At 60.3% G+C, this 24132-nt stretch carries 17 protein-coding genes; 7 read left to right on the top strand and 10 right to left on the bottom strand.

What is annotated here, in order from left to right:
* The first annotated feature begins 237 nt into the window (after positions 1 to 237).
* Together AC0L3S_RS30725 and AC0L3S_RS30720 are read left to right on the top strand one after the other, a co-directional pair.
* Positions 238 to 1455, top strand: coding sequence for a YcaO-like family protein (locus AC0L3S_RS30725; RefSeq protein ID WP_473283379.1), 1218 nt, complete (start codon positions 238 to 240; stop codon positions 1453 to 1455).
* Positions 1452 to 2576 carry a TfuA-like protein gene (locus AC0L3S_RS30720; protein ID WP_473283377.1) on the top strand — a complete coding sequence of 375 codons (1125 nt, stop codon included), beginning with the start codon at positions 1452 to 1454 and terminating at the stop codon, positions 2574 to 2576. Before AC0L3S_RS30725 ends, AC0L3S_RS30720 begins: the two co-directional genes overlap by 4 nt.
* Here AC0L3S_RS30720 and AC0L3S_RS30715 read toward each other — a convergent pair.
* The 6 genes from AC0L3S_RS30715 to AC0L3S_RS30690 form a co-directional block, all read right to left on the bottom strand.
* Positions 2531 to 4963, bottom strand: coding sequence for a lantibiotic dehydratase (locus AC0L3S_RS30715; RefSeq protein ID WP_473283375.1), 2433 nt, complete (start codon positions 4961 to 4963; stop codon positions 2531 to 2533). The genes AC0L3S_RS30720 and AC0L3S_RS30715 overlap by 46 nt on opposite strands.
* A gap of 182 nt (positions 4964 to 5145) precedes the next feature.
* Complete coding sequence (locus tag AC0L3S_RS30710; RefSeq protein ID WP_473283373.1) at positions 5146 to 6045, bottom strand: thiopeptide-type bacteriocin biosynthesis protein; 900 nt, start codon at positions 6043 to 6045, stop codon at positions 5146 to 5148.
* The gene (locus AC0L3S_RS30705; protein WP_473283371.1) at positions 6042 to 6431 is read right to left on the bottom strand and encodes a hypothetical protein; all 390 of its coding nucleotides are present in this window, start codon (positions 6429 to 6431) and stop codon (positions 6042 to 6044) included. Before AC0L3S_RS30705 ends, AC0L3S_RS30710 begins: the two co-directional genes overlap by 4 nt.
* Positions 6428 to 8518 carry a B12-binding domain-containing radical SAM protein gene (locus AC0L3S_RS30700; protein ID WP_473283369.1) on the bottom strand — a complete coding sequence of 697 codons (2091 nt, stop codon included), beginning with the start codon at positions 8516 to 8518 and terminating at the stop codon, positions 6428 to 6430. The genes AC0L3S_RS30705 and AC0L3S_RS30700 overlap by 4 nt, the downstream gene beginning before the upstream one ends.
* A gap of 216 nt (positions 8519 to 8734) precedes the next feature.
* Positions 8735 to 9058 (bottom strand): hypothetical protein, encoded by a 324-nt coding sequence (locus AC0L3S_RS30695; RefSeq protein ID WP_473283367.1) that lies wholly within the window; start codon positions 9056 to 9058, stop codon positions 8735 to 8737.
* Positions 9059 to 9159: 101 nt separating this feature from the next.
* Positions 9160 to 9324, bottom strand: coding sequence for a hypothetical protein (locus AC0L3S_RS30690; RefSeq protein ID WP_473283364.1), 165 nt, complete (start codon positions 9322 to 9324; stop codon positions 9160 to 9162).
* Positions 9325 to 9414: 90 nt separating this feature from the next.
* Between AC0L3S_RS30690 and AC0L3S_RS30685 the strand changes: the two genes are divergently transcribed.
* Positions 9415 to 10644, top strand: coding sequence for a DUF455 family protein (locus tag AC0L3S_RS30685; protein WP_473283362.1), 1230 nt, complete (start codon positions 9415 to 9417; stop codon positions 10642 to 10644).
* Between the two features lie 5 nt (positions 10645 to 10649).
* Here AC0L3S_RS30685 and AC0L3S_RS30680 read toward each other — a convergent pair whose 3' ends face one another.
* Genes AC0L3S_RS30680 through AC0L3S_RS30670 form a run of 3 tightly spaced genes read right to left on the bottom strand, consistent with a single transcriptional unit; the run spans position 10650 to position 14429 of the window.
* Entirely contained in the window at positions 10650 to 11759 is a 1110-nt protein-coding gene (locus AC0L3S_RS30680; protein ID WP_473283360.1) for a tryptophan dimethylallyltransferase family protein, read from the bottom strand.
* A complete protein-coding gene (locus AC0L3S_RS30675; RefSeq protein ID WP_473283358.1) occupies positions 11756 to 13912 on the bottom strand; it encodes a B12-binding domain-containing radical SAM protein in 2157 nt (718 codons plus the stop codon). Before AC0L3S_RS30675 ends, AC0L3S_RS30680 begins: the two co-directional genes overlap by 4 nt.
* Before the next feature lie 31 nt (positions 13913 to 13943).
* Positions 13944 to 14429: a hypothetical protein gene (locus tag AC0L3S_RS30670; protein WP_473283356.1), complete on the bottom strand. Its 486-nt coding sequence runs from the start codon at positions 14427 to 14429 to the stop codon at positions 13944 to 13946.
* Positions 14430 to 14710: 281 nt separating this feature from the next.
* Between AC0L3S_RS30670 and AC0L3S_RS30665 the strand changes: the two genes are divergently transcribed.
* Genes AC0L3S_RS30665 through AC0L3S_RS30650 form a run of 4 tightly spaced genes read left to right on the top strand, consistent with a single transcriptional unit; the run spans position 14711 to position 21635 of the window.
* On the top strand, positions 14711 to 15979 hold the full coding sequence (locus AC0L3S_RS30665) for an NHLP bacteriocin system secretion protein (protein WP_473283353.1): 1269 nt from the start codon (positions 14711 to 14713) through the stop codon (positions 15977 to 15979).
* 26 nt (positions 15980 to 16005) lie between these two features.
* A complete protein-coding gene (locus AC0L3S_RS30660) occupies positions 16006 to 18177 on the top strand; it encodes an NHLP family bacteriocin export ABC transporter peptidase/permease/ATPase subunit (RefSeq protein WP_473283350.1) in 2172 nt (723 codons plus the stop codon).
* Positions 18174 to 21068 carry an NHLP bacteriocin export ABC transporter permease/ATPase subunit gene (locus AC0L3S_RS30655; RefSeq protein WP_473283347.1) on the top strand — a complete coding sequence of 965 codons (2895 nt, stop codon included), beginning with the start codon at positions 18174 to 18176 and terminating at the stop codon, positions 21066 to 21068. The genes AC0L3S_RS30660 and AC0L3S_RS30655 overlap by 4 nt, the downstream gene beginning before the upstream one ends.
* Positions 21069 to 21098: 30 nt before the next feature.
* Entirely contained in the window at positions 21099 to 21635 is a 537-nt protein-coding gene (locus AC0L3S_RS30650) for a cyclic nucleotide-binding domain-containing protein (RefSeq protein ID WP_473283411.1), read from the top strand.
* 1349 nt (positions 21636 to 22984) lie between these two features.
* Here the strand turns inward: AC0L3S_RS30650 and AC0L3S_RS30645 are convergent.
* Complete coding sequence (locus AC0L3S_RS30645) at positions 22985 to 24127, bottom strand: ABC transporter substrate-binding protein (RefSeq protein ID WP_473283345.1); 1143 nt, start codon at positions 24125 to 24127, stop codon at positions 22985 to 22987.
* Between the last annotated feature and the right edge of the window lie 5 nt (positions 24128 to 24132).

The raw sequence follows: 24132 nt of genomic DNA, 5'->3' as shown, positions 1-24132 counted from the left end.
GCGAATCCAGAGCGCGCACCAAGCAAAGTCGTTCTCTATGTCGGCGCGCGTGGCGTCGCTCGTGCCCTTTCTCCCTGACGCACCGAAGTGTGACGAGCACCGTCGCAACCAATGATTGCCCGCGGCAGCTTGCTGCAGGTTGCTACTTATTGACAGGGGTGCGGCGTTGTCTCACGCTCTGGTTACGAGCAAGGGCCGAAGACGTGTTTGGCCAATTTTCCGTGCGAGCAGTTCCGAATGGAGCAGGTCCTGTCAAATGGCTGTCGTGTTCGACCGCCTCGTGAAACATGGGAGGCAATAAGGCCCTGGCTGCGGGAGTTCGGAATAACCAGGGTTGCCGATGTCACCGGACTCGACCGAATCGGAGTTCCGGTCTGGCTTGCCGTGAGACCCAACGCGCGAACCTTGTCAGTATCTCAAGGCAAGGGACTCGATTCCGATGCCGCGAAGGTTTCCGCTGCGATGGAGGCGCTCGAACTTGCTCACGCGGAGACGCCGCAGATCGCGATCCGGCATGCCAATGTGACGGATATCGTGAGTACCGGGGACACTGTCGACATTGCGCGACTCCCGCGCGCGCGCCACTCAGTGTTCAGCAGCGCGACGCGAGTGGCCTGGACTCCGGCTCGCCGGCTTGGGACGGCTCAGACCGTCTGGGTCCCCTTGGAGATCGTCAACGCCGATGCCTGCGTCCCGCGACCGGACGGAGCGGGATCGTTTCTGCACACCACGAATGGTCTTGCCTCTGGCAATATGGGTGACGAAGCGGTCTTGCACGGCCTTTGCGAACTGATCGAACGCGATGCGATCGCTCTGTGGCACTACGCGTCACCGGCCCGCCAAGCGGCAAGCCGGATCGACCCCGACAGCGTGGACGATGAAGAGCCTGCTGAGATTATCCGGAAGCTGCGCGCCGCCGAGATTGAGCCGATTGTTTGGGACGTCACCAGCGACGTGGGAATCGCGACGATCCGCGTCGTATTACATGACCGGACTTCCGATCCCGTTACCAATCCGCTGCCAGCGAGCGGCGGTGCAGGCTGCCATCTCGCGCGGAAAATTGCGCTGTGCCGTGCGCTGACCGAGGCCGCTCAGAGCCGGCTCACCATCATCGCGGGATCGCGCGACGATGCGGGGCGAACGCGGTATCGGGAGACTCAGAATGCCGCGGCGCTCGAGACCTTTCGCACCTTGGCGGGGGATCGCTCGCACATGAGGTCGTTTGCCTCGGTTCCAGACGAAGCGCCGGCAAGCGTGAGCGCAGCTTTGGAATCGGTTGTCGGACGGCTGCGGCAGGCTGGAATGTTGGACATCTTGGTTGTCGATCTCAGTAAGCCGGGCATGCCGGTGGCGGTGGTGCGCGTGATCGTGCCTGGGCTGGAAGGCCCCGCCGATTCGTCGTCCTATTGTCCTGGTGCGAGGGTCCGCGAGCAGCTGGCGAACGACCGGTTATGACGATCTATATCTTCCTGGGGCCAAGCCTGTCGCACGATTATGCCAGGACGATTCTCGACGCCACTTACCTGCCTCCCATCCAGCAGGGAGATCTGGCGCGGCTGCTGCTGCGCAAACCCCGATATGTCGGCATCATCGACGGGTATTTCGAAACCGTGCCCGCAGTCTGGCACAAAGAAATCCTCTTGGCTCTAAGTCAAGGAGTGCACGTCTTCGGGGCCGCCAGTATGGGCGCTCTCCGCGCGGCCGAACTGCACGCTTTTGGCATGATAGGAGTCGGTCAGATCTTCCAATGGTTCAGCGATGAGACCCTGGTCGCCGATGACGAAGTCGCAGTACGACATGGTCCCGCTGGTATCGACTACCTGCCGCTCAATCAGTCTCTGGTCGACATCCGCGATTGCTGCGCGCGAGCCCGAGCAGATGGCATTCTCACTGCTCATTTGGCAGATCGCATAATCGCCGCTGCAACGTCGTTGCCCTTCCCGGAGCGGAGCTGGTCATCAGCTGCCGCTGCTATCGCCGACCCCAACCCTGACGAGGCAAACGCACTAGCCACATGGCAGGATTATGCGCTGAATCGATACGTCAGTCTCAAGTCGCGGGATGCGCAGCTACTGCTCGAACAAATCAAAGTGGCGGTCAGCAAGCCGTGGCGCCCGCACAAGCCCTGCTTCGAACTCCAGCACACGATTTTCCTTGAGCGCCTCCTCAATCAGATCGCGCTTGAGAACGTCAGAGCGATGCTGCCTGCAATTTCAGAAGATCAGCGACCGCAGACTATGGAGCGATTGCGCCGCGCCGCCCTGCTGAGACTCGTCGCGCGGGAGCAGGCGCTGCCGCTGGGTTGGGAGCCAACCGACGCCGAGATCTCGGACCGCGCAGCGGCGCTGTGGTCCGCCTTCGCTGTAAAGGACACCGATGCCGCGGTGCGCTGGATGACGCGACACGGCGTGTCAGAGCAGATGCTGCGCGACTATCTCATCGGCGAACTGCTCGTGGACCGCCTCGCCAATCTTCATGGTATCGGAGTCGAGCGCGAACTGCCGCTCCAGCTTCTAATAAGCCATTCTCTTCAGGCGGCCGAGCCAGCCGGTGATTTCGATCCGTCCGACGAATAGTCGTCCCAGAACGCATCATCGGCATGCCACGGTACCGCCAACTCTGCGACATAACGGCGACCCTGTCGATCGAACACCACGAAATCATTGGGCTGGGGCCATAACTCCTGAATACGCAAAGTCGGCCCATGAGCCTGCAACTCCTGACCCAGCAACTCCACCGCCAGTGCACTGTCGGTGGCTAACAAACTTTCAGTCTGTTGACCGCCCTGGAACGTATAGACGAGATCTGGAAGGGCATTGGCCTGTACGAATCGACGCCACACGATCAGCCGCTCGGCGCCGCGCGCCTGAGATAGCGCCGTTCCGAAGTGCGAGTTTGGGGTCCATCGCTCCGGGCTGATAACCGCGTCATCGAGCAACAAACGCGGAAGGTGATGCCAGGCCTCTATTTCGCGATTCAGCCTCGGAATCGGCGCCATCAGGGGAGGTCGGCCGAGAAAGAACGACACCGACGCAAGCACCGACGCGATTCGGTCGAGCCCGCCGAGATAGGCGGCGGATCGAGCCGAGGCGATGATATGACGATCCGTTCCTGCGAGGGTCAGCGTTGGTCGGCCGCGGTGATTGAATGAGATCAATCCGCACGACAGGAGCCCATCATCCGCGTCAAGCGGATCAGCCAGCGGCAAAGTGGATGGTGGGCGCGCGGTGACATTGGAATTGAGGTGATTGCGGATCGCAAGATCGCGAAAATCGAGCGGCCATTGGTCTGCGGCTCTTGCAACACCGGCGCGATGCCAGGTTGGGAAGGGATCGTCACTTCCGAACAAATGGGCGAAGCGCGAGTGGAAAAAGCATGGTTCCGGCGTGATGCCTCCGATACGGACCGGCGTGGCTCCACTCTTCGACGGAAAGGCAAGCAGCAGCAGGGCGGACCCTGGCGGCAATGCGTTCAGCCGGCCGCGCGGGTCATGGCCGAGAAGGCGGTAAACCCGTTGCGCCGACACCGGTTCAATCTCCCGCTCCCAGCGGTCGAAGGCCAACCGCGCCGCAGCTTCGAAACCGCCAACAGCACGTGGCAAGACTCTGTCCTGCCATGACCATGCCCGCTGGGCCGGGTCGCTCTCCGCGCCACGGCTAAGGAATTCGCTAAGGGGCACCCGCGTATCGGCCGCAGCGTCGAAGAAATGGAAAATCGAAACGCGGGTTTCGATCTCGCCAAGCCCATATCGATCGAAGGCCCAGTAATCGCGCAGCTGACGTGCAAGCTGATCTGAGAGCCTATGGGAGAGGGAAAAGCAGAATGGGGCGGTCTGGTCGAGCGCCAGCACGTGCTCATTGGGTCGTAGTTCGGCGGAGTACCGCCCAAGCAGGTTCTTAACGAGACCGTGCGCCGCATCAAACTGGTTGCGCAGAGCGTCGGGTTCCATCGTCTCCATATCAGATTCGATACGGTCGGCAATCGATCGCAACGCGGAGACGCTTGCCTTCCACAGCTCGGCTTCGTTGTTAGGCAGCATTCGTATGATGGCTTGAAGCGCCTGCCACGTATCGGAGAAGAACGGAGGCAGGCTCGCGCTCGACCACAGGATACCCGCCTCGACCCAGCTTTCGCAGATGGTTCGGGCGAGAGACGGAGTTACCCCGGTGATGCTCGCGCAGAGGGCACGCTCGATCTCTTGCAGCAGCGGCCGCTCCGTCGCGTCGAATTTCTTCAGCAGAACATCCAGGGCAGCGTTGTCAGCAATTTGTCCCGCCACCCAGAAGCCGCTTGAAAACGTTCCGAATTCCCATTTCGCATCGGCGATCCGCCGAAGCGTCGGATTGCGGCGCCATGTCAGCTGCTCGATCCCCGGTCGGGTTCGATTGAGGTGCGCGAGAGCGCGCAGGAAGACGGATAGCACCGGACTGATGCGGACGATTGAAGGTGCGGGCCTCACCTCAATAGGAGCTTGTGCGTTCTCAGCGAGGGCCTCCACCGCCACGCCGGCCCAAAGTCCGTTCGGCGTCGCCCGGCCGATGGCGCGCATAAGATAACGATGCATCACGCTCTGCAGGCGCTGTCGGCTTCGTCGGCTCGGGGTTGCGCACTGAGCCTTCCGGAACTGGTCGAAGAGTGACGCGCTGGCAACGCACAGCGCTCGCTGAAAACCCCTCTCCTGCACAATGTTGTCGAGCGCTGCGCCTGCGCGGTCCAACTCCGCGGAATGAGCCTCTTCGATGTTGGCACGCTCAGCCGCGTGCCGTTCCCGCTCGCCGGCATCATCCAGCAGAGCCCGTCTGAGCGCTGCGGGAATGGCCGCATTCTGCAGCACTGATTGGCTCAGCCGTGGCGGCAACGGTCCGCAGGTCCGCGTCAGGGCTCGCTTCAACGACAGTGCCGCGCTTCGAGCCTTGCGCTGCTCCATGTTCGGGATCAGCTCGCGTAGTTGCGCTGCCAGCAACCTGCTGGTTCGCTGGATCTCACCCTCATGCGCGATCCACCGATCGATACGCGAGGAGTGATTTGGGGAGCGCAGAACCTCCAGAGTATCGATCGGCCACGCAGCAACTCGCAGAATGGCAGGTCCAAGTGGCCGCGCTTTCGTGCTGGCCTTCCCTGCAGCATCCGCCTGGTGCCCAGGCATTACCGATTCATACTCCGCGACTGCATGATTGCGCCGCTTAACAGGGACTCATCTCGCCCCCCTAGCTCCGGAGCCGCACCTCGCATCTGGTGCTTCGGGTTCCATGCTGCCGCCATGGCTTGGGACAGCGCTGCGAGACGGGCCTGATCGTAGCCGTGGCGATTCAGGGTGAACAGCGCGATAACTGGCAGGATTGATCTTACGCCACATGTCATGCGACCGACCTGCCACGCCCGCGACAATCCGGCTGCCAGAGCTGCATTGGCCTGTTGATAGTTTGTGACGATTCTCGCTTCGCCAGAAGAGCTCATTGCCTGCATCCTTTCCAGAGAAGGTGGAAGCGCGGCCGCATCGTCAGCACTCGTCCTTGCATCGACCATTTCGGCCAGATTGCACCAGGCGTCCCAAATTTCGGCGCGATCGGCCAGTACGCGCCGGAACAGGTCGGCGAGCACGGCCTCGACGAGTGAAGTTTGTTCATCGCGCAACATGCCTTCATCGACAAGGCGATCACGCTTGATCCACAGAAGGCTATCGAGGTTGCAATAGGCATGAACCGCCTTCATGCATTGCGGGCCACCGAACTGTCTATACTCCGGCTCGTACGTGCTGCAGAAATGACGCAGGATGTGGCCTCTGGATTTTGCCTGTCGCAGCAAAGGACGAAGTGTTGCCGCCAGCGCAGCGCGGTCGCCAAAAAAGCGAAGCCGCAGATCAGGCGGCTTCCGTTGGAAGAAAAAACCGGGGCGATATCGCGCCGGCAAATCTGCGATCGCGCGAAGAACAAATCGAGCCGCCGCCAAGGCCGAACCATCCTGACGCGCTAGTGCGACATTTAGCTGCACCCATTCCTTGGCAAGCGGTGCGTCGCGAAGCCGCGGTTTGCGGGACGGGTTCATTCGACCGACCGAAGCCGCGCCGTACTCACAGCGATCTGCTCATGGACCAGTGCATCGATTTGCGGCGCATAGGCCTTTTCGAGCGCGCACACCAGCGTGAAGTCGTGCATCGCCTTGGCGAATGCCTTCCGGGAGAGCTTCCGTTTCAGCAGCCATGCAGTGAACTCGTCCTCGCTCTCGAGCCCGAAAGATCGCCGAAAGTTCGCCGAAGCTGTGGCGATGTCCGCCTCAGTGAGGCGGATGCCGGCGCGTTCCGCATCATGACAAGCCAGAATCCGGAGCAGCACCTTCTTGCGGACAACGGCCAGTGTCTCGCCGCATTCGGTGAGCGCGGCGTCCGGATCGGCGGCCTTGATCAGACCGCTGACAGCGTGATCAGTGTTCATAGCGCTGAGGCGTCCCGCGCCTCGGGATCTGGCACGACGTCCAGCAATCTCTGTCGCACGAGTTTCAGAACGAGTGCTTGCATTTCCGAGCGCATTTCTGGAGTTGCTGCAAAGCCGGCGAGGTCGGCGAGGATTGCGCGGCCCGGCCGGTAGCGCAGATCTTCGCCAAGGCGTTTGAATGACAGCGGATCCATCGTCACGCTGCTTCGCCTCGATGTCACGGTGCATTGGTCGCCGTCATGCTCGATGATGGCTGCACGGTTCCAGACTAGCCGGTAGCGTGAACCGTCGCGACGATCCGGCACGCTGACCCGATGAGGGAAGCCATTTGCATGGTATCGATCCGCATAAATCAGAGACCACTCCTCCTGGGCAGGCCAGAGCACTGGAGGCCATGCGTGGTAACGCGCAAAACGCGGCCCGATCGTATCGCTGGCTTCACCCAGCAGTTCGGTGATCTCGGCACGCGACAGACCCCTGGTGTTCTCCCAATTCTTGCCGACTCCGAACAGAAAGTCGCGGTCCTGGGTCGCCATGTCGATCCGAATGCCATACGTCTCGGGTTCGGAGAAGTACGGCGTATCTGTCAGGACCTCCAGCTCGTGAATGTCGAAGGAATTGCCGGGATCATCGAACAGCTCGGAGTTATCGGCGAAAAACGCGATCGTTCGGCGCGCACTCTCGCGGCTTTCTCCCGGAAAGCCAATCATCGAAAATACGTGGAACCGGATGCCAGCATCGCGGCAGTTACGCAGTACCGTCGGCGCGTTCTCGACGCGAATTCCCTTTTGCATACTGTCGAGCGTGCTCTGATCCGCCGACTCCAACCCGAAATAGAGCCGCCTGAGCCCGGCGCGGGCGAGCTTTTCGCACAGTTGTGACGTAAACCCGGGCTCAAGGCGGGCGTATCCGGAAAACGCAAGATCCGGTCGACCAATCGGTTCGAGCGCGTCCGCGATCCGATCGAGCACCCGCGGCGGCAAGGCTTCGTCGGCGAGCAGGAAGTGGCGGCAGTTGTACTTTCCGGCCAGCACGTCGATATCGGAGGCGAGCCTCTCGGCGGGCCGCGTGCGGTACCGCTTCGGCGAAACGCGGTTAATGAAGGGTATGTCGCAGAACGTGCATTCGTCGTGATAGCAGCCCTTGCCGACCATGACCGGAAGAACGAGATGAGGACTGAGATAGCTGTCGAGCGGCATGCCATCGAAATCCGGCGTCGCCAGCGCAGCATAGTTCTCGATATGCAGCCGTGTCTCGCAGATACTATCGTTGTCCCGGTATAGCAAGTTAGGCACCTTGCTCAGATCGTGAGCGCCTTGCAGCTGATTGATTAGCTCGAGCAAGGCAGTCTCGCCTTCCCGGACCACGACGGCATCGGCGAATTCACTGAAGAACTGCGGCAGCTGCGGTAGACGGTGGGAGACCTTTGCGATCGCGGTGCCGCCAAGCACCACCCGGAACCCCTTGCGACGCAGCTGTCTCGCGATTGAAAGACCTGGCATAATCTGCCAGCGGAGCGTCAGCGAAATACCGATCAGATCGAAGTCACCATCTTCAAGCCTGGGAAACACGTGGGCTTCCCAGTGGTCCTGAAACAGGTTGGCCCCGGGGTCAGCCGTGACCTGAAGCAGATCAGAGAGCTTGGTCGGGTCGATGCCCTCTACGTCGTATCGCAGGATCTCGGTCTGGTAGCGGACATTGCGCTCAAGGGCGAGCGAGGCGAGATCGAGTGCATTGTAGAGCCGTTCTCGTGCCTGATTAAGCAGGACCGGATTACAAAACCGCTCTGGATCGCGCAGCGTAGCAACAGCGTCCTGGATCGTTTCGGCCAACTCAGGTGCGCGCCGCGCGGTTGGCTCAAGCAGGCGGCGACGGCTGGACACCGAGTGCGCCGCCTTGCGCGCCAATAGCTCGCCGCATTCAATTAGTCGTTCCGGACGCAGCAGATAAAGCACGCCCTCGATATCGAGATCAAAAAGGGATACGTGAATGCCTGCTGGGCGCAGGGCAGCTGCGAGGGCGGGCAGCGGAAGTCTGGGAGCTCTCGGATCCCCTCCGGGAGGATAGATGAGCGCCACACGGAACATGCTCTTCAGACCATATGAAATTTCGGAATTTTTCGGCCGTACCAGGCGGATGACCTTGCCACCAGCAGAGAAACGCAGGTCGCAAATACAACAAGATGCGCGCGCACCGGGCTCACGACAGTGAATTTCGCAGAGCTCTCAACCCTTATTTGCAAAGGGCCAAGGACTCTGCGAGCTATTCAGTAAGTAGCTCGAACTTTTTCCGCAAAGTCCGAATTACCAGGGACACATCACGGTCGACGTCGCGACCTTGCTGAGATCGAGCTTCGGAGAGACAGCGGCCATGGCGACGGCGGAAACGTTCTGCGCGATGTGAACATGAGTCGCGGCCGGAAAATTGATACCTCCAGCCACCGTGTTCAGATCGTCAATACTAAGCTCCTGGTCCTGCTTGCTCTTGCTGAGCACAGCGACTTCCTCTTTCAGCTTCTTGACGTCCTCATCCGGCATCTTGGCCTGCGCGAGGATCTCGGGGCGAAGGTAGTAAACGTTTCCAGCATCATCGGTGATGAACAGACCATCGGGCTTCTGATCAGCCATGTTACGTCTCCTTTGCAATCAACGAAAGTGAAATCCCCAGGAGAAGGCTAGTCTAACGGCTTGGGATTGGCAATACGAGCGCATGTGACGCGACTGTGACGTCATGAAAGCTCCCGATCAGCAAGCGCTAATGCGAAATGCAGTGCAGCATCCGGAACATCCACGTCGGCATCGTTCATGGACAGAAAAAGATCGATGAAGTAGCCTAACCAGAAACTTAGTCGGTTGACGTAGTCACTATCAGATTTCCGTTGGGTCTCGGACACCGCAGTCATTCATCGCGGACGCCGAGTCAGCAGGGCCAAGAGCCCGTGTCACTTCGCTCACGTCGTTTCATAGCTCATGGGAGACAGGCAATGCGTGTTGCTGAGACCGTCGAGAGGACGAAAGATCATGTCGGCCGATGTGTGCGCATTGCAGACGTGCTGGCGCTTTGGGCGATCACAACACCGGAAGCTGAGCTGAAGACGTTGTTCGGCCGACATCTGTACTGGGCGATCCAGGCTGCAGAGCGCCTGCGATTGCGCCTGGCCGAACTGGCTGTCGACATCGATCCTCGCAAGATAACTTCGCCTCGAGCGGCGGATGATTTCAGCGTCTGCCATGCTGCGCTGCGAAGCCCAGACAAGATGACCGTACTTTATCAGCAGGTGTTGCCTGCTCTTCAGGCATCAATGTCTGATCACGCCCGGCGCACCGGCATCATTGCTGACGAACCAACGATACGCATCCTTGAAGACCTGGTTGCCGGGATCACGCTGATCAGAGAGCAGGCGGAGGTGGCGTACCGAGAGGTTTGCCAGGCTTTTCCGGACTTGGAGCGTGAGCAATATCCAGCGCCCGACCTGCTGTCGCGGGGAATGCCATTTCGTCCGGCCCGCGACCGGCGCTTCTCTGAAGCCGCGGCTAATCCGAACCTGACCGATACGGTCAAGTTGCTACACGTGTTCTATACTGATCTCGAGCTGTCGACCATCGAGGCATGCAGCAGGATGATCATTGAGTTTCCGACGATGCCGTGGCAGTTCGTCATCGACATGGCTCGCCAGTGTTGGGACGAAGCGAGGCATGCGGAAGCATTCCGGAAGAGGCTGCTCGAACTGGGCGGTCATCTCGGTGCCTACGCTATCTCCTACGCTCTCTGGGAAATGGCTGCTAACGAGCCGGTCGACGTCAGTCTGGCTGTGCAGCAGCGTGTCGGCGAGTGGATAGGCGTGGACGGCGCGATCTGGCAAGCGCAGCAATTGAGGTTTGGCGGCGACGAGGCCACAAGTCTGCTGTTTGAATTCGTGACGCTCGACGAAATCACGCATGTGGCATTCGGCAACACGTGGCTGCGCGCGATTACCGGCAGCGATTCGAGGCTCAAGCAGGTCCACGATCTCGCGCTGGACAAACGCTCCGCCTGCGGCAAATCTGTGAGTGGCCCATTGACGTTCCCCTACAATGACTGGGCCTGCGAACGGGGCGGATACACGCAGGAGGAGCGCGATGAACTGCGGGCCCGCTTCCTCAAATATGGCAGCCAGTTCAAGAGCCCGGACGACCAGCAAAATCTCGGCCGGGTTGCCGCCGCTGGGCATTGACGCATTCAGCTGAGCCGCACCGCTGACGGCCAGAAGCAATCTGGATCTAGAGCTAGCCGCCCGTAGCGCGGCTGGAAAAAGCTGGGATTGAAGTAGCTGGTGATCTGCTGACCGCGCTCTCCAGTGATGCTCCGCCGGAAGCCGACATAGGTGTGGAGGCCGTTCGCGACGCCGCGGCCTCGCATCAGAGCGTCGACGACGGGACGGTAGGCGTCGGCGTGCAGGCCCGCCTCCTCAAGCAGCGTTGCGATTCGCCGAGCTGCTATTCGATCATCAGAGCAATACGGGTAAAGGGGCAAATACATTGTCATGGCCGACGGGCTCGATCGCCCTGCGGCCGTCAAGTGATAGCAGGTCATCACTGGGCGCTGGTACAGAGGAGCGGTTGAGCCACAAACAATCCGGCAGGCGTCGGCAAAGGACAGCCCCTCTCGGATGCCCATGCGTTCGGCGCGCGAATCGAATACGCTTGGCGTGGTACGAAAATGACGAAAGTAGATTTTCGCGCGCGCCTTCGCGGCGGAGACGAGATCCACCGCGAAATGGGTGATCGGGTCGCCGCGCAGCTCTGGCAGCAAAGCGTGGACGCCGTGGCCGACTCCCAACAGCTCAAGAGCGGTCGCGACCACCCTGGCGCTCGCCTCCCGCCCCTGGGCGGCTGGATTGAAATAGACTTTGCAGAGAGGCGCAGCATGCTCTCGGTAGTCGACGGCGTGCCACATCGCAAACAGGGCATTTGGATCAGTCGGCCGAAACACGTTGCCGAGAGCTTCGATCAGTTCGAGACTGGCGGGGCAGCCGTGCGCCATCTGCTCCGAAAGCCGTTTGCCTGCGCTCCAGTATGTTTGCGGCGAAGGCAGAGGGTCCTGCGCCTCAATCAAAAAACGGACCCGCGTGCCGTCGGCATCGAACGATGTCGAAAACTCGATCGGAGTGCAATCGTCGGTTACGCCGGACCAGCGTGGTGGCATTGGCAGGCGCTCCAGGCCCGCGCTCACGCAGAGGTTTTCAAAGAGAGCAACGACTTCTTCGCGCTGATCGATCAGACCTGCCGCCGTGCAGATGTCGCCCAGCTGAGCCCGAGCAATCTCAAGAGCTTCGATCATCCCGCTCATGTGGTCTCGTTAACGCTCCCACTCAGACGCCTATTCGCCATGCTCGGCTTTGCACGATTTTGATCGAATAGAGATAGGTCGCGATCGGGCTCTCGTACCAGCTTGAGCTGCAGCAAGTTGGCTCGGATCAGCTCGTCGACCATGCGTCTGAGGGTCTCGCACGCTTGCTCGCCCGTCCCCGCGAGGTTCAGTGCGAGGGCCGCCGAGACGAATTCCTGGGCGGTGCTCGGCTGCCCGGAACCGAGCAGATCGAACGCGCGCTCCGACAACGTCGCGACCTTCGATCTGGAGATCACACGAATTTTGTCGGTATTCCTCTCCACCAAAACGTCAGGACACCACACAAGCGTGAACAGCGACGGGTCGTTATCCGCGGGGAGTGTAGTTCGAAATGGAAATTCGCGCCCCGCATATCGGTCGGCATAGAGGACCGAAAACTCCTCGAAACCCGGCCACAGGTGCAGGTCGCTGTTGTGAAAGCGCGAGTAGATTCGGCGCAGCGTCCCGCTGTACTCGCTGACGAGCCGGACCACCTCTTCAGACCGAAGCCCTCTCGTATTGGACCACTCACTACGAACTCCAATCACGAACTCCTTGTCGAGCGCGGTCGCAGGGATCTCAAGGCCAAGCCGAGCGGCATTGGCGAAATACTCGGTGCGCAGTTCGAGACCGAAGGGATGAATGTCGAAACTATTACCTGGATGGTCGATGACGTCGACGTTCTCTTCGAAGAAGCGGAGCGTGTTGCGCGCACGCTCCTCGGTCTCCTCGGGGAAGCCGATGATCGAAAAGATATGAAACAGGATGCCGGCATCGCGGCAGTGCTTCAGGACAGGCCGCACATGCTCGATACGCACTCCCTTTGTCATGTGATCGAGGGTGGTCTGATCGCCGGATTCAAGCCCGAAGAAGAGCTTGCGCATGCCCATGCGGGCTAGCTTCTCGCAGAGAAGCGCTGTAAATCCGGGTTCGAGCCGAGCGTAACCAGTGAACGAAAATTGTCGTGCCTCATGCGGCGCGAGCGCATCTGCCAGTTTGTCCAGCAGTTTGGGCGGCAACGCCTCGTCCGTGATCTCGAAATGCCGACAGCCGAACCGATTGCTTAGATCGACGATGTCCTGAGCGATCTTCTCAGGACTCCGGACTCGGTAAGGTTTCTTCGACACGCTATTGATGAACGGAATGTCGCAGAACTTGCATTCGTTAAAATAGCATCCTTTGCCTACGAGGATCGGTAGCACCGGCACTGGAGTGAGGTAGTCCTGCAGAGGGAAACCATCAAAATCCGGCGCCGGCAGTTCGTCGACATCTTCGACATGGGTACGCCCGAGGCGCGTCCGGCCCTCGCTGACATATACAAAATTCGGCACCCGGGAAAAGTCGCGGCCTGATCTGAGCTGCTCCACCAGCTCCAGCATCGCGGCTTCGCCCTCATAAACTATGACGCCATCCGCGAAATGCGCGAAGAAGTCAGGGACTTGCATAAGTTTGGTTACAAACTTGCTGAACACTGTTCCGCCCAGCACGACGAAGAGCCCGCGCTCACGCAATCGCCGGGCCAGCGTGAGCCCCGGCAGAAGCTGCTGCCGGTTCACGATCGAGATGCCGACAAGGTCAGGCTGGTCGGCGACGATTGACGGCAGCAATTCCTCTTCCCAATAATCATCGAAGAGGTTGCCGCATCGGTCCCCTGTCGCGGCGATCAGGTCAGGAAGACTCTGCTCGTCGATGCCATCGATGTCGTAGCGGATCGGACAAAGACTGTAGTGGACTGGCCGCCCCGCGGCCGCACTGGCAAGATCAAGACCATCCTGCAACCGGGCGCGGGCCGCCCGGAAGAGGTGAGCGTCGTAAAACTCGACGGGATCGCGCAGGGTTGCGAACGCGCGCGGAATGGTCTCGACGAGCGCCTCGCTACGGGTGAGCAGGCGCGACATCGTGGCTGGGTCCATCCCGCTCGGTCGACCACCTCGGAAGCTTGTCAGATGTCGTTGGATCGCGTCCGCGTGCAGCACGGCCATCAAGCCACCGATGTCCGCATCGATCAGGCGGGTGGGAACCCCGGCCCGACGCAGAACTGCGGCAAGGTAAGGCAATCCGAGATGAGGGGCCCGCGGGTCGGTCGCTGGCGGGAAAATCAATGTTACTTGCATGCGCAATAATCACCCGCGTCTCGCGTGCTCGTCACAGACGTGGTTGAAGGGATCTCAGGACCGCCTGTGTACTCTCAATGAACTGCTTGGCCTGCCGCGCCTTGTCAGCCGATAATTGGCTGCGCGCGCATTGATCGGGCACGTCTGAAAGGCGCTGGCGTTCTGTTTCGAGAATCTTCAGGGCGTTGTCAACGGCAAAGCGCAGCACGCCGCGAAGGGCATCGTCGTCGAAGTCCTTCAGATTGCTCTCGATGGTGATCAGATATTCGTAGCTCTGCAGCTCACCCGCGATCTGCGTCAGACTTCGCAAGGTCGATCGAATGCAGTCGCCGTCGGTCTGCGACAGGTCAGGCCGCCGCGAGATCATGGCGATGTCTGTCATCACGTCGGTGGACAGCTGCTTGATCGAGGAGATCCGCTCCAGGTCAGCCTGGGTCAGAACCCGGGCTTGCGCTACATGCTGCAACGCAGCAGTCGAAAGCAGAGCGATAATGACGGCGGTTGCGGTCCGTGTCACGAACCTTGCTCGGGTGCGACGGGCGAAACTGACGGCAGGAGGCATCTCGGATGACCGCTAAAAAAGTCGTCGAGCTAGTATAGGCGAGCGCTTGTTGTCGCACCAGTGCCCGTCCAACCTTCAAGTTGCTGAAGAGCAGCGGGCCCTGAAGAAGTTGATGCTAGTCAGCATGGCCGACCCTCCTGTATAGTTTTGCCACGAGGAGCATCGCAAAGATCCGGCTGGGCTGATCTGAGTCGAATCCCGGTCTTGAGCACGCGGCGGCAAAGCGGACCGGTTCGATGAGCGATCAGCCAAGCAAGACATTTCGCGCCGTCGCTCTGGAACGTGCGACATCGCTCGAACAACTCGATCATCTTGTCACGATCACGCGGCCGTTCGACTGGATCATGGCCGCCGTGGTTCTGCTGGGGGTCGGCACGGCGGTCACGTGGGGTTTCTTTGGACGTCTGCCGACCCGGGCGCAGGCCGAAGGAATCTTCGTCAGCAGTGAAGGACGCGTAGTGGATGCCGTTTCGGGCGCCGCCGGCCGCCTCGCATCGATCGAAGTCGCCGTCGGAGATCGCGTCACGAAAGGACAAGTGATAGCAAAGGTCAGCCAGACAGAGGTTGAGCAGCGCTATCGCGATGCGATTGAAGTCCGCCGCGAACGCGACAGCGAGCATGAAGCGCTTAAAGCCAAGACTGCCGCCGAGCTGGAGCTTAAGACTCAGAACTTCGCCAAGCTGGAAGAGGCATTCGTGCAGATCATCATGGCGACAGATCAGCGCATAGCCTACCTCACCAGTGATCTTGCAAATCTCGAGGGGCTGCTTGCCAAAGGTTACACCACTCGGCGCAACGTCGAGGACCGTCGCCGCGAATTGCAGGATGCGCAGCAGCGCAAGGAAGACACCAAGAACGAAATTCTCAAGCTGAAGGCTCAAAAGACCGATCTTGAAACGCAGCGCCAGCGGGAGATTGAGCAGTCCCAGTACCGTGTCAACGAGGCGCGGCGGACTGTCGAAAAGCTTGCCAGCGATTTGGGGCGCGACACCTCCGTAAGCAGCCCGATCGAGGGACGAGTGCTGGAGATCAAGGTGTCGCCTGGCTCGGTACTGAATGTCGGGACCCAGGTCCTGGAGGTCGAAACCGAAGGGTCGGCGCTGGACGCGATCATCTACGTACCGGCCGACAAGGGCAAGAGCGTCAAACTCGGCATGGAAGTCCGCCTGGAGCCACGCACGGTCAAGCGCGAGGAGTTCGGCACCATGGTCGGCACGGTCCAGTCAATTTCGGACTTCCCCATGACTCCGCAGGGCATGTCCGCCGTCCTGCACAATGACAGTCTTGTCACGCAGTTCTCTAAGAACAGTGCGCCTTACGCGGCGACCGTGCGCCTGCGGCGAGATGACAGCACTGTGAGCGGATATCGCTGGGCTGTGGGCAAGGGACCTGCCGTCCGGTTGACCAGCGGGACGTTGACCAAAGCGGAGATCACGACCCGAGAGCGGCGTCCTGTCGAATTGATCATTCCGATGTTCAAACGGCTCACGGGCATTTCCGGGTAAACATTTGTCGAAGAGATAGTTGGTTGATGTTTCGAAACATTCGAGGGTGGTTCGGTCGTGGACCTATCAGGCGGACCCCAACCATCCTGCAGATGGAAGCAGTGGAGTGCGGTGCCGCCGCGCTCGCGATGGTGTTGGCCCATTACGGCGCATGGATTCCGCTCGAGAGATTGCGCGTTGCTTGCGGAGTTTCGCGCGACGGGAGCAAGGCGAGCAACATCGTCAAGGCTGCGCTGAAGCTCGGCCTCGCGGCAAAAGGCTTCCGCAAGGAAGTATCGACGCTGCACGAACTGCCGATGCCGTGCATCATTCACTGGAATTTCAATCATTTCGTGGTGCTTGAGGGGATTGACGGTGACCGAGTCTCGATCAATGACCCAGCAGTTGGTCGTCGTCTCGTGGACATCGCTGAGCTCGACCGCTGCTTCACCGGTGTAGCGCTGGCCATGGAGCCAACCGAAGCGTTCCGCAAAATAGGAAGCAAGCCAAAAGGCTTCCAGCTTCTGCTACGAGAATTGCGCGGCTCACGTGGCCCGCTTGCCCTGGTGATCGCGGTCAGTCTCGCTTTAATCATTCCGGGCCTCGTGATCCCGGGATTTTCCAAGATCTTTGTCGACGAAATTCTGATTCAGAACAACGAGAGCTGGCTCAAGCCGCTGCTGATTGGCATGGCCGGAACGGCAATTGCCCGGGCGCTGATCGCCGGTCTGCAGCAGTCCCTGCTCCTGCGCCTACAGACCAAGATGGCGGTCGTCATGATCAGCCGGTTTCTTGCGCATGTCATATCGCTGCCGATGGATTTTTTCGCCCAGCGCCACGCCGGCGACATCGCGACTCGCGTTGCCACAAACGAGCAGATCTCACGCCTGCTCTCCGAAGGTGTCGTAACCAACGCCCTAAGTCTCGTCTCGGTGGTCTTCTTCGGCCTCGTGATGGCGATTTACGACCTGCTGCTCACTTCTATCGTGGTCTGCTCCGCAATCCTCAATCTCGTAGCTCTTCAATTCATCGGTCAGCGGCGCGAAGACGTCAGCAGCAGCCTCGCAATGGAGCGGGGTAAGCTCGTCGCAAGTACCATAGGCGCGGTTCGGACCATCGAAACATTGAAGGCTTCGGGGCTGGAGGACGATGCGTTTGCGAGCTGGGCCGGCATCCAGGCGAAGACCTTGAATGCTGATCAGGAACTTGGCCTGTCTTCGAACATGCTTGAGATGCTGCCGACCCTGCTTTCGGGCCTCACGATTGCTGCCGTGCTCGGGATCGGCGGCCTGCGTGTGATCGAAGGATGGCTCACGCTCGGTGGGCTGGTCGCGTTTCAATCCCTGATGTCGAGCTTCTCGGCGCCGATAACGAATCTCGTCAGTCAGATCAGCAGCCTGCAGACGATCAAGGGCGGACTTCAGCGTTTGGAGGACGTCTACAATTATCCCGTCGAAGCACAGGCAGAGAGTAGCGCGGATCGAGAGTTTCCCGCGAAGCTGATCGGCCGCGTCGAGTTGCGGGATATCGTGTTCGGCTACTCGATTCTCGAGCCGCCGCTAATTTCCGGGCTGTCGATCACTGTCGAGCCCGGCAGGCGAGTCGCGCTCGTTGGTCCGTCTGGCAGCGGCAAGTCGACGCTCGGTCGACTGATCTGCGGACTCTACAAGCCCTGGTCGGGCGAAATTCGCATCGACGCGCGGGCCTTATCGGAGATCCCCCGCGACGTGTTTGCTAATTCGATCTCCTATGTCGACCAGGACATTTTCCTGTTCGAAGGGACGGCGCGCGAGAACTTGACCTTGTGGGACTCGACCATTCCGGAGCCTGAGATCTCACAGGCGCTGAAGGATGCCGCGGTACACGAGGAGATCGCCACCCGCATCGGCAACTATGATTGCTATGTCAACGAAAGCGGGACCAACTTCAGCGGCGGGCAGCGCCAGCGCATCGAGATCGCGCGCGCGCTTGTGTCCAACCCGTCGGTGGTCGTGCTTGATGAGGCAACAGCCGCTCTCGATCCCATCACCGAAAAGGCGATCGACGACCAGCTGCGTCGCCGCGGGTGCACCTGCGTCATCATCGCCCATCGCCTGAGCACGATCCGTGATTGCGACGAGATTATCGTGCTTCAGCAGGGCAAGATGGTCGAGCGGGGCACCCATGAGCAGCTGTTGGCCATGAACGGGGCGTACAGTCAGCTGGTGGCGCAGCAATGAACCAGCCGATTTCGCTCACGCCTCAAACTCTGGACGCCTTGACGTCGCCGTTCGTGCAGGGTGAGCGGGTGATCCTGGACACCCGGCAGCCGGTGACACTCGACCGGCGTGGCCGTATTTTGCAAGTCGTCTCGGGTCACGTCGACGTTTTTACAATTGGGACCTCAGGTGGCGCGCAGACAACGCACCGCCAGCATCTGTTCCGGATAGAGCAGGGCTCGATGTTCGCCGACGTGCTTGATGGTAGTGATCCGTTGATCCGAATGGTTGCTATCGGGAGCGCAGGCGCCGAGGTCCTCGTCACCGGCTGCGCCGGTTGCAGTGACGATGCGTTGCGGGGCTGGGTGATCAGGCTGTCGCGGCTGATCGCAGGTGCCTATCCCAGCTGGGACATGCCGGAGGCGACAGGCCCCTTGGCGATTGAGATGGGCTCCGGCGAAAGGCGGAGAGGACCGGCCCGCAATGTCCTGTTTCTATCCCTGATAGATGGAAGCGCGCGACTGATGGGCCAGGAGCCGCGGTTTCGGCCCGGCGGGCCGCCGGTCCCGCTTTCGTCAGGGATGTGGGTTGAGGCCGGCGAGGAGTCATGCACGCTTCTGAATGCAGGTAACCTTGCCGGGCCCCAGTTGCACGCGGTGCTCGAGCAATTTCACCTCGTCGCGGCCGCTTGCCTGCGCGAGCAGCTGTACGTGGTCCCCAGGGCCGAACGGGAGCGACTCGATCGCAGGCAGGAGCTGACTCGCTCGCGTGCCGCCGAGATGATCGAGCGCCTGTCCGCGGTCATTGTTTGTCCAACGGCGCCGATCAAAGTCAAGTCGATCAGCTTTTCCGAGGATCCGCTGCTGGCTTGTTGCAGAGCTGCGACCCAGGACCTCCACGTGCAGATCCAAGCGCCGCCTACGCGGTTATCGCAACAGCGGACCTATGAAGACGTGATCGAGATCGCCCGGGCATCGCGACTCCGCGTCCGCCGTACCCAGCTCCGCCGGGACTGGTGGCGGCGGGATGCGGGGCACATGCTGGGCTGGTTCGGGCCTTCGCGGGATCCCGTGGCGCTGCTCTGGAGTAAGGGGCGTTACGTCATGGTGGGGCCGGAGAACGGTAACGAGCGCTCCGTCGATCATGCGCTAGCACAAGACCTCGACCCGGAGGCCGCCACCTTCTATCCAACGTTGCCATCCTCCAAACTTAAGTTTCGTGATCTGCTGTTGTTTTCGTTGCGGTTCGTGCGCGGTGACATCAAACGGGTCGCGCTGGCCATTACGGCGATCGGGCTGCTGTCGCTGGTGACGCCCCTGATTATGCAGGCGCTCGTCAGTTCTGTAATCCCGCGTACCGAGATTGACCAGCTGGCATTTTGCGCCGTCGCGCTGGCCGTCACCGCGATCGGGGGAGCCGGACTTCAGCTGATGGAAGGCACCGCGATGCTCCGCCTGGAGGGTCTGATCGACTGGCGATTGCAGGCTGCAGTGATCGATCGGCTGCTGAAATTGCCGGCGTCATTATTTCGTGATTATACCGTCGGCGACTTCGTCAGCCGCGCGCTTGGCATCGACGCCGTTCGGCGCGTCCTTACCGGTCAGACGCTGCGTAGCCTGATGGCCGGACTGTTCTCCTGGTTCAGTCTGATGCTCATGCTTGTCTACGACGCGCGCCTCGCGCTCATCGCGATGGCCCTGCTGCTGGTGCGGGCGGTCGCAATTATCGGCACGAGCGGGCTGCGCGTCTATCAGGAAACTCAACAGTTCAACATGCAGGGCAAAGTGGAAGGCTTTGTACTGCAAATTCTCGGCAGCATCGGCAAACTGCGCGTCGCGGCCGCGGGCGTTCGCGCCATGGCGGTCTGGTCACGACAATTTGCGGTTCAAAAGCGGCACTTCATCGCCTCCCAACGTGCCGCCAATGCGCTCTCGCTGTTCGAAGGTTCCTACCCGACTATCGCCACACTGATCCTGTTTGGCTATGCCGCTTTCAACCACAACACGCTGCTGCAGGATTTCGGCGCCTTTCTCGCCTTTCTGGCGGCCTTTGGCCAAGCGATGGCTGGCGTCGGCATGTGGGCTAATGGCGTCAGCGCTTCGCTGGTGGCCATCCCCCACATTATCCGCATGCGGCCGCTGGTGACCGCGGAGGTCGAACTCGCGGATGATCGTAAGCCGCCGGGCGCGCTGTCCGGTGCTGTCGAGTTTTCCCGAGTGACCTTTCGCTACATCGCGAACGGGCCATTGGTGATCGATAACATGACGCTTCGTATCGCTGCCGGTGAATACGTTGCCGTGGTTGGACCTTCCGGCAGCGGTAAATCCAGTTTGTTCCGGTTGCTGCTCGGCTTCGAAAAGCCTGAGATGGGCGCGATATTCTTCGACGGCAAGGCACTCGATACGCTTGACGTAAGCGCAGTCCGACGACAGTTGGGCGTTGTTCTGCAGAACGGCCGTCTTGCCACCGGCAGCATCTTCGAGAACATATGCGGCGGCCAGCCGCTGCCGCTCGATCAGGCCTGGACAGCGGCACGGATGGCTGGCCTCGATGCCGACATCAAGAAAATGCCGATGGGCATGCACACAGTGATTGCAGAAGGGGTCAACACCCTTTCGGGCGGACAGCGCCAGCGCATCATGATTGCCCGTGCCGTCGCCCGTCGGCCTCGCATTCTGCTATTCGATGAAGCGACCAGTTCGCTCGACAACCGCTCGCAGTCGATCGTCAGCGAATCTCTCGGGGCACTGAATGTCACGCGGCTCGTAATCGCGCACCGGCTTAGCACGGTCCGGCAGGCCGATCGCATCATCGTGCTGAGCGAGGGAAAGGTGCAGCAGAGCGGAACGTTCGACGAACTGAGCGAAGCCAAGGGCCTGTTCGCCGAGTTCGCGCGCCGGCAAATGTTATGAAAGAGGACAGAAGCGGACAAGGGCGTGATCATGCGTAAGGTCCTCTACATCTTCGGCCTGCTAACCGATAGCGACATCGAGTGGCTGGGCAGGAACGGGAGCTGTCGCCGTATCATGAGTGGAGACGTCCTCATCGAAGAGGGGAAGCGGACGGATGCGCTGATCTTGCTGCTCGAAGGCGAGGTTCAAGTAACGGCGAAAGGATTTGGCGACATCGCTCGCATGGGGGTTGGCGAGATCATGGGGGAAGTGTCACTCGTCGACTCGGCTCCCCCATCGGCCTCGATCGCAGTCATCTCCGACGGCCTAGCGCTGTTCGTTGACAAGACCCTGCTGCTCAACAAGCTTGAGCAAGACGACGGCTTCGCGGCGCGCTTCTATCGTGCGCTTGCAATCTTCCTCGCGGACCGGCTTCGCGCAACACGTCAGCCGACCACCAACAGGCTGGTGGACCTCGCCGGGATCTCCCGGGACGAACTCGACGTCGGCATCATGGATCGCGTTGCTGAGGCGGGCGAGCGCTTCAAGCGCCTGCTTCAGGCACTCGGTGTTCAACAGGCTCAGTGATTCATCGTTGCGATTAATTTCCGCTGTAGTAAGTTTTGTCTGAAACAGCAGGCAACTCGAGCGTCTCATAAGGATGGGTGACCACGCCGGCTATCACTCGATCACGTCATCAGACTGCGCGAGCAAAGCGTCAGGGAGGGTAAGCCCAAGGGTCTTTGCCCGTCTTAACGTTGATGAACAAACCTGGTTGGCCGCTCGACTGGCAGATCAGCAGGCTTTGCCCCCTTCAGTACGTTAAAATGCTGAGGGAAGGCACCGCCGTTGCTGCCAGACTGGCGGGCCTTCAACCCCAACCACAAGGCCGCGTATGTCCCCCACGCCTCCGTCCCAAGCAGAGAGCTGCGCGAACGGCACCGGCACAACCACGCAAAGTGATGGTGTCAAGTTTTTCCACCTTCAATTAGCGTGAACTTCCGACGCCGATCCGGCGGGGTTTCCGTGGGCAGCGCGGGCGCCCCGTCCACAAGCTGCGCAATCGTCCAAGCCTTATCAGCGATCCCCCAGTTGTCTTCGCTGGCGTCGTGCGCAGGGCTTCGTGAGTGCGGCACAGATCGTAATGCGCAACGTACAAGGCAACTGTCGCAACGTGATTATCAAGCTTCTTAGAGAAGCCATTGGTGAGGCGGGTACTTGGCGGAAGTGAGCGGCGGCGGCATCAAGGGCGCGCTTGAGGGAGTTTGCCGCAAAGACGAACCAACGTCTGGCGGTGGCGGTAAAAGCGACCCGGCCCAAATGTTTCAACAGATTTTGCAGCAATTGACCCAACCTGGTTAGCCAAGGGGCCGCCTCGGTTTGCCGGCCTTTTTCACGTTGGTGGAGCGCTTCCTTCGCGCCAGCCCTAGATTATGCCTCGCATGATCCGCGCGAACATCTTCGCCAAAATAGTGCTTGCTCCCGGTGGCACTTGACCTGGGCTCAGCCGTCGGTGTGAAATGTCGTCGAAATAGAAATAGCCATTGCGGCGCCCATTGTCATTCGGCCTGCAATATTGCCCCCCTAAGCCGGGGGATCGGCGTCCAAAATTTGCAAGCCGATTGACAAAAAGCGATCCTGCAGCCGAATGAGCAGGGCCAATGAAGCCGCAGCCGTGATCGCTTAGTGTCATGCAGAAGGATGCGGTTTCGCCGCCAGCAGTCTTCAAGTAAACCGCGATTGGACAGCGACCTCCACGGAAGCACCGGCCGAAGCCAGATGCGGACACAGAATTCTCGACTTGCGGAGGCAATCGATCATGCTGAGAGCAAATTACTACTGCCAACGAGACGGTGAGTGCACCGTGTCACGCTCCGATTGGTCGAGGCGCCCGCCACGGGATGGCGGGCTTAGAACTGTCCAGTGCGCGTACGAAGCTATTGCTGCAGCGCCTCGAGCTTGGCGTTCTTGCCATCGACTACCTTGAACATGACATAGTGCGGCTGCATCTGCCCGTTCGGCAGGAACTGGATGTCGCCGAACACCGTCCCCTTGACTGGCTTGCCGCGGATCGCCTCCGCAACGGTCTTGCGATCAAGCGACTTTGTAGACTCCACCGCCTGCGCCCACACCTGCACGGCGGCAGCGCCCAGCGCGGCGCTCTTGTCGGGAGCGGCTCCATAGGCCTTCGTGTAGGCAGCCACGAATGCTTTACTCTCCGGAATGGTCGTGAACGGCGGCAGGTCGGGGAAGAAGATGTCCGCTGAGATCACGCCGTTATTGGCATCGCCGGCCACCTTGAACACCGTAGTCAACATGATGCCGACGGCGCCGACGAAGGTCGATTTGACGTCGGCCTGTCGGTATTGCTCGACCATCGCCGGCAAGCCTGAAGAATTTGACGAGTTGGTGACGATAATCGCGTCCGGATTGGCGCCCTTCAGATTTGTGAGTTGGACGCGGAAATCAGTATCCTTGAATGCGAATTTCTCGGTCATGACGACCTGACCGGAGAAATTCAGCTTCTTGAACTCGGCTTCGACGGCGGATTGGAAGCCGTTGCCGTAGACGTCGTTCTGAGTCAGGAAAGCCACCTTCTTCGCTTTCATGGTCTCGACGACATATTTGGCGATCACGGCAGCGTCAAAGCCGTTCGAGCTGTTGATGCGGATCGCGTACGGATTGGTTTCGCCGCTGAGGATCAGCTCCGATTTCGAGACCGCCGTGATGTCGAGAACGTTGCCCCGAGCGAGGATCGGCTGCATCGCGAGCGTTACTGGTGAGTTCCAGCCTTCAATGACCACGTCGGCCTTCTCGGCAATCATCTCGTTGGCGCGGCTGACACCAACTGCGGGCGTGCTCTCGTCGTCCTTGGAGATCATCGTGAGTTTGCGGCCGAGCAGGCCGCCCTTGTCGTTGATCTGCTGCACCATCAACTTGACCGCATTAGTCACGGTCTGTCCGTCTGGGCCAGCGCCGCCGCTCAGCGGGAAGATGGTGCCGACCTTGATGTCCTGCGCCATCGCCGGCATTGATGCGAGACCCGCCAGCAGCGCGAGAGCCAGTTTCGTCTTGTGCATGCTAT

The sequence above is a fragment of the Bradyrhizobium sp. Ken01 genome (assembly GCF_055807355.1).
The sequence above is the reverse complement of the archived record's forward strand: the minus strand, read 5'-3'. Positions and strand labels throughout refer to the sequence as shown.

Coding starts and splice junctions, on each gene's coding strand:
- AC0L3S_RS30705 (WP_473283371.1), bottom strand. CDS start 6,431: ATGAACACTGATCACGCTGTCAGCGGTCTGATCAAGGCCGCCGATCCG.
- AC0L3S_RS30675 (WP_473283358.1), bottom strand. CDS start 13,912: ATGCAAGTAACATTGATTTTCCCGCCAGCGACCGACCCGCGGGCCCCT.
- AC0L3S_RS30725 (WP_473283379.1), top strand. CDS start 238: ATGGAGCAGGTCCTGTCAAATGGCTGTCGTGTTCGACCGCCTCGTGAA.
- AC0L3S_RS30710 (WP_473283373.1), bottom strand. CDS start 6,045: ATGAACCCGTCCCGCAAACCGCGGCTTCGCGACGCACCGCTTGCCAAG.
- AC0L3S_RS30695 (WP_473283367.1), bottom strand. CDS start 9,058: ATGGCTGATCAGAAGCCCGATGGTCTGTTCATCACCGATGATGCTGGA.
- AC0L3S_RS30645 (WP_473283345.1), bottom strand. CDS start 24,127: ATGCACAAGACGAAACTGGCTCTCGCGCTGCTGGCGGGTCTCGCATCA.
- AC0L3S_RS30655 (WP_473283347.1), top strand. CDS start 18,174: ATGAACCAGCCGATTTCGCTCACGCCTCAAACTCTGGACGCCTTGACG.
- AC0L3S_RS30700 (WP_473283369.1), bottom strand. CDS start 8,518: ATGTTCCGTGTGGCGCTCATCTATCCTCCCGGAGGGGATCCGAGAGCT.
- AC0L3S_RS30685 (WP_473283362.1), top strand. CDS start 9,415: ATGCGTGTTGCTGAGACCGTCGAGAGGACGAAAGATCATGTCGGCCGA.
- AC0L3S_RS30680 (WP_473283360.1), bottom strand. CDS start 11,759: ATGAGCGGGATGATCGAAGCTCTTGAGATTGCTCGGGCTCAGCTGGGC.
- AC0L3S_RS30720 (WP_473283377.1), top strand. CDS start 1,452: ATGACGATCTATATCTTCCTGGGGCCAAGCCTGTCGCACGATTATGCC.
- AC0L3S_RS30665 (WP_473283353.1), top strand. CDS start 14,711: ATGAGCGATCAGCCAAGCAAGACATTTCGCGCCGTCGCTCTGGAACGT.
- AC0L3S_RS30650 (WP_473283411.1), top strand. CDS start 21,099: ATGCGTAAGGTCCTCTACATCTTCGGCCTGCTAACCGATAGCGACATC.
- AC0L3S_RS30660 (WP_473283350.1), top strand. CDS start 16,006: ATGTTTCGAAACATTCGAGGGTGGTTCGGTCGTGGACCTATCAGGCGG.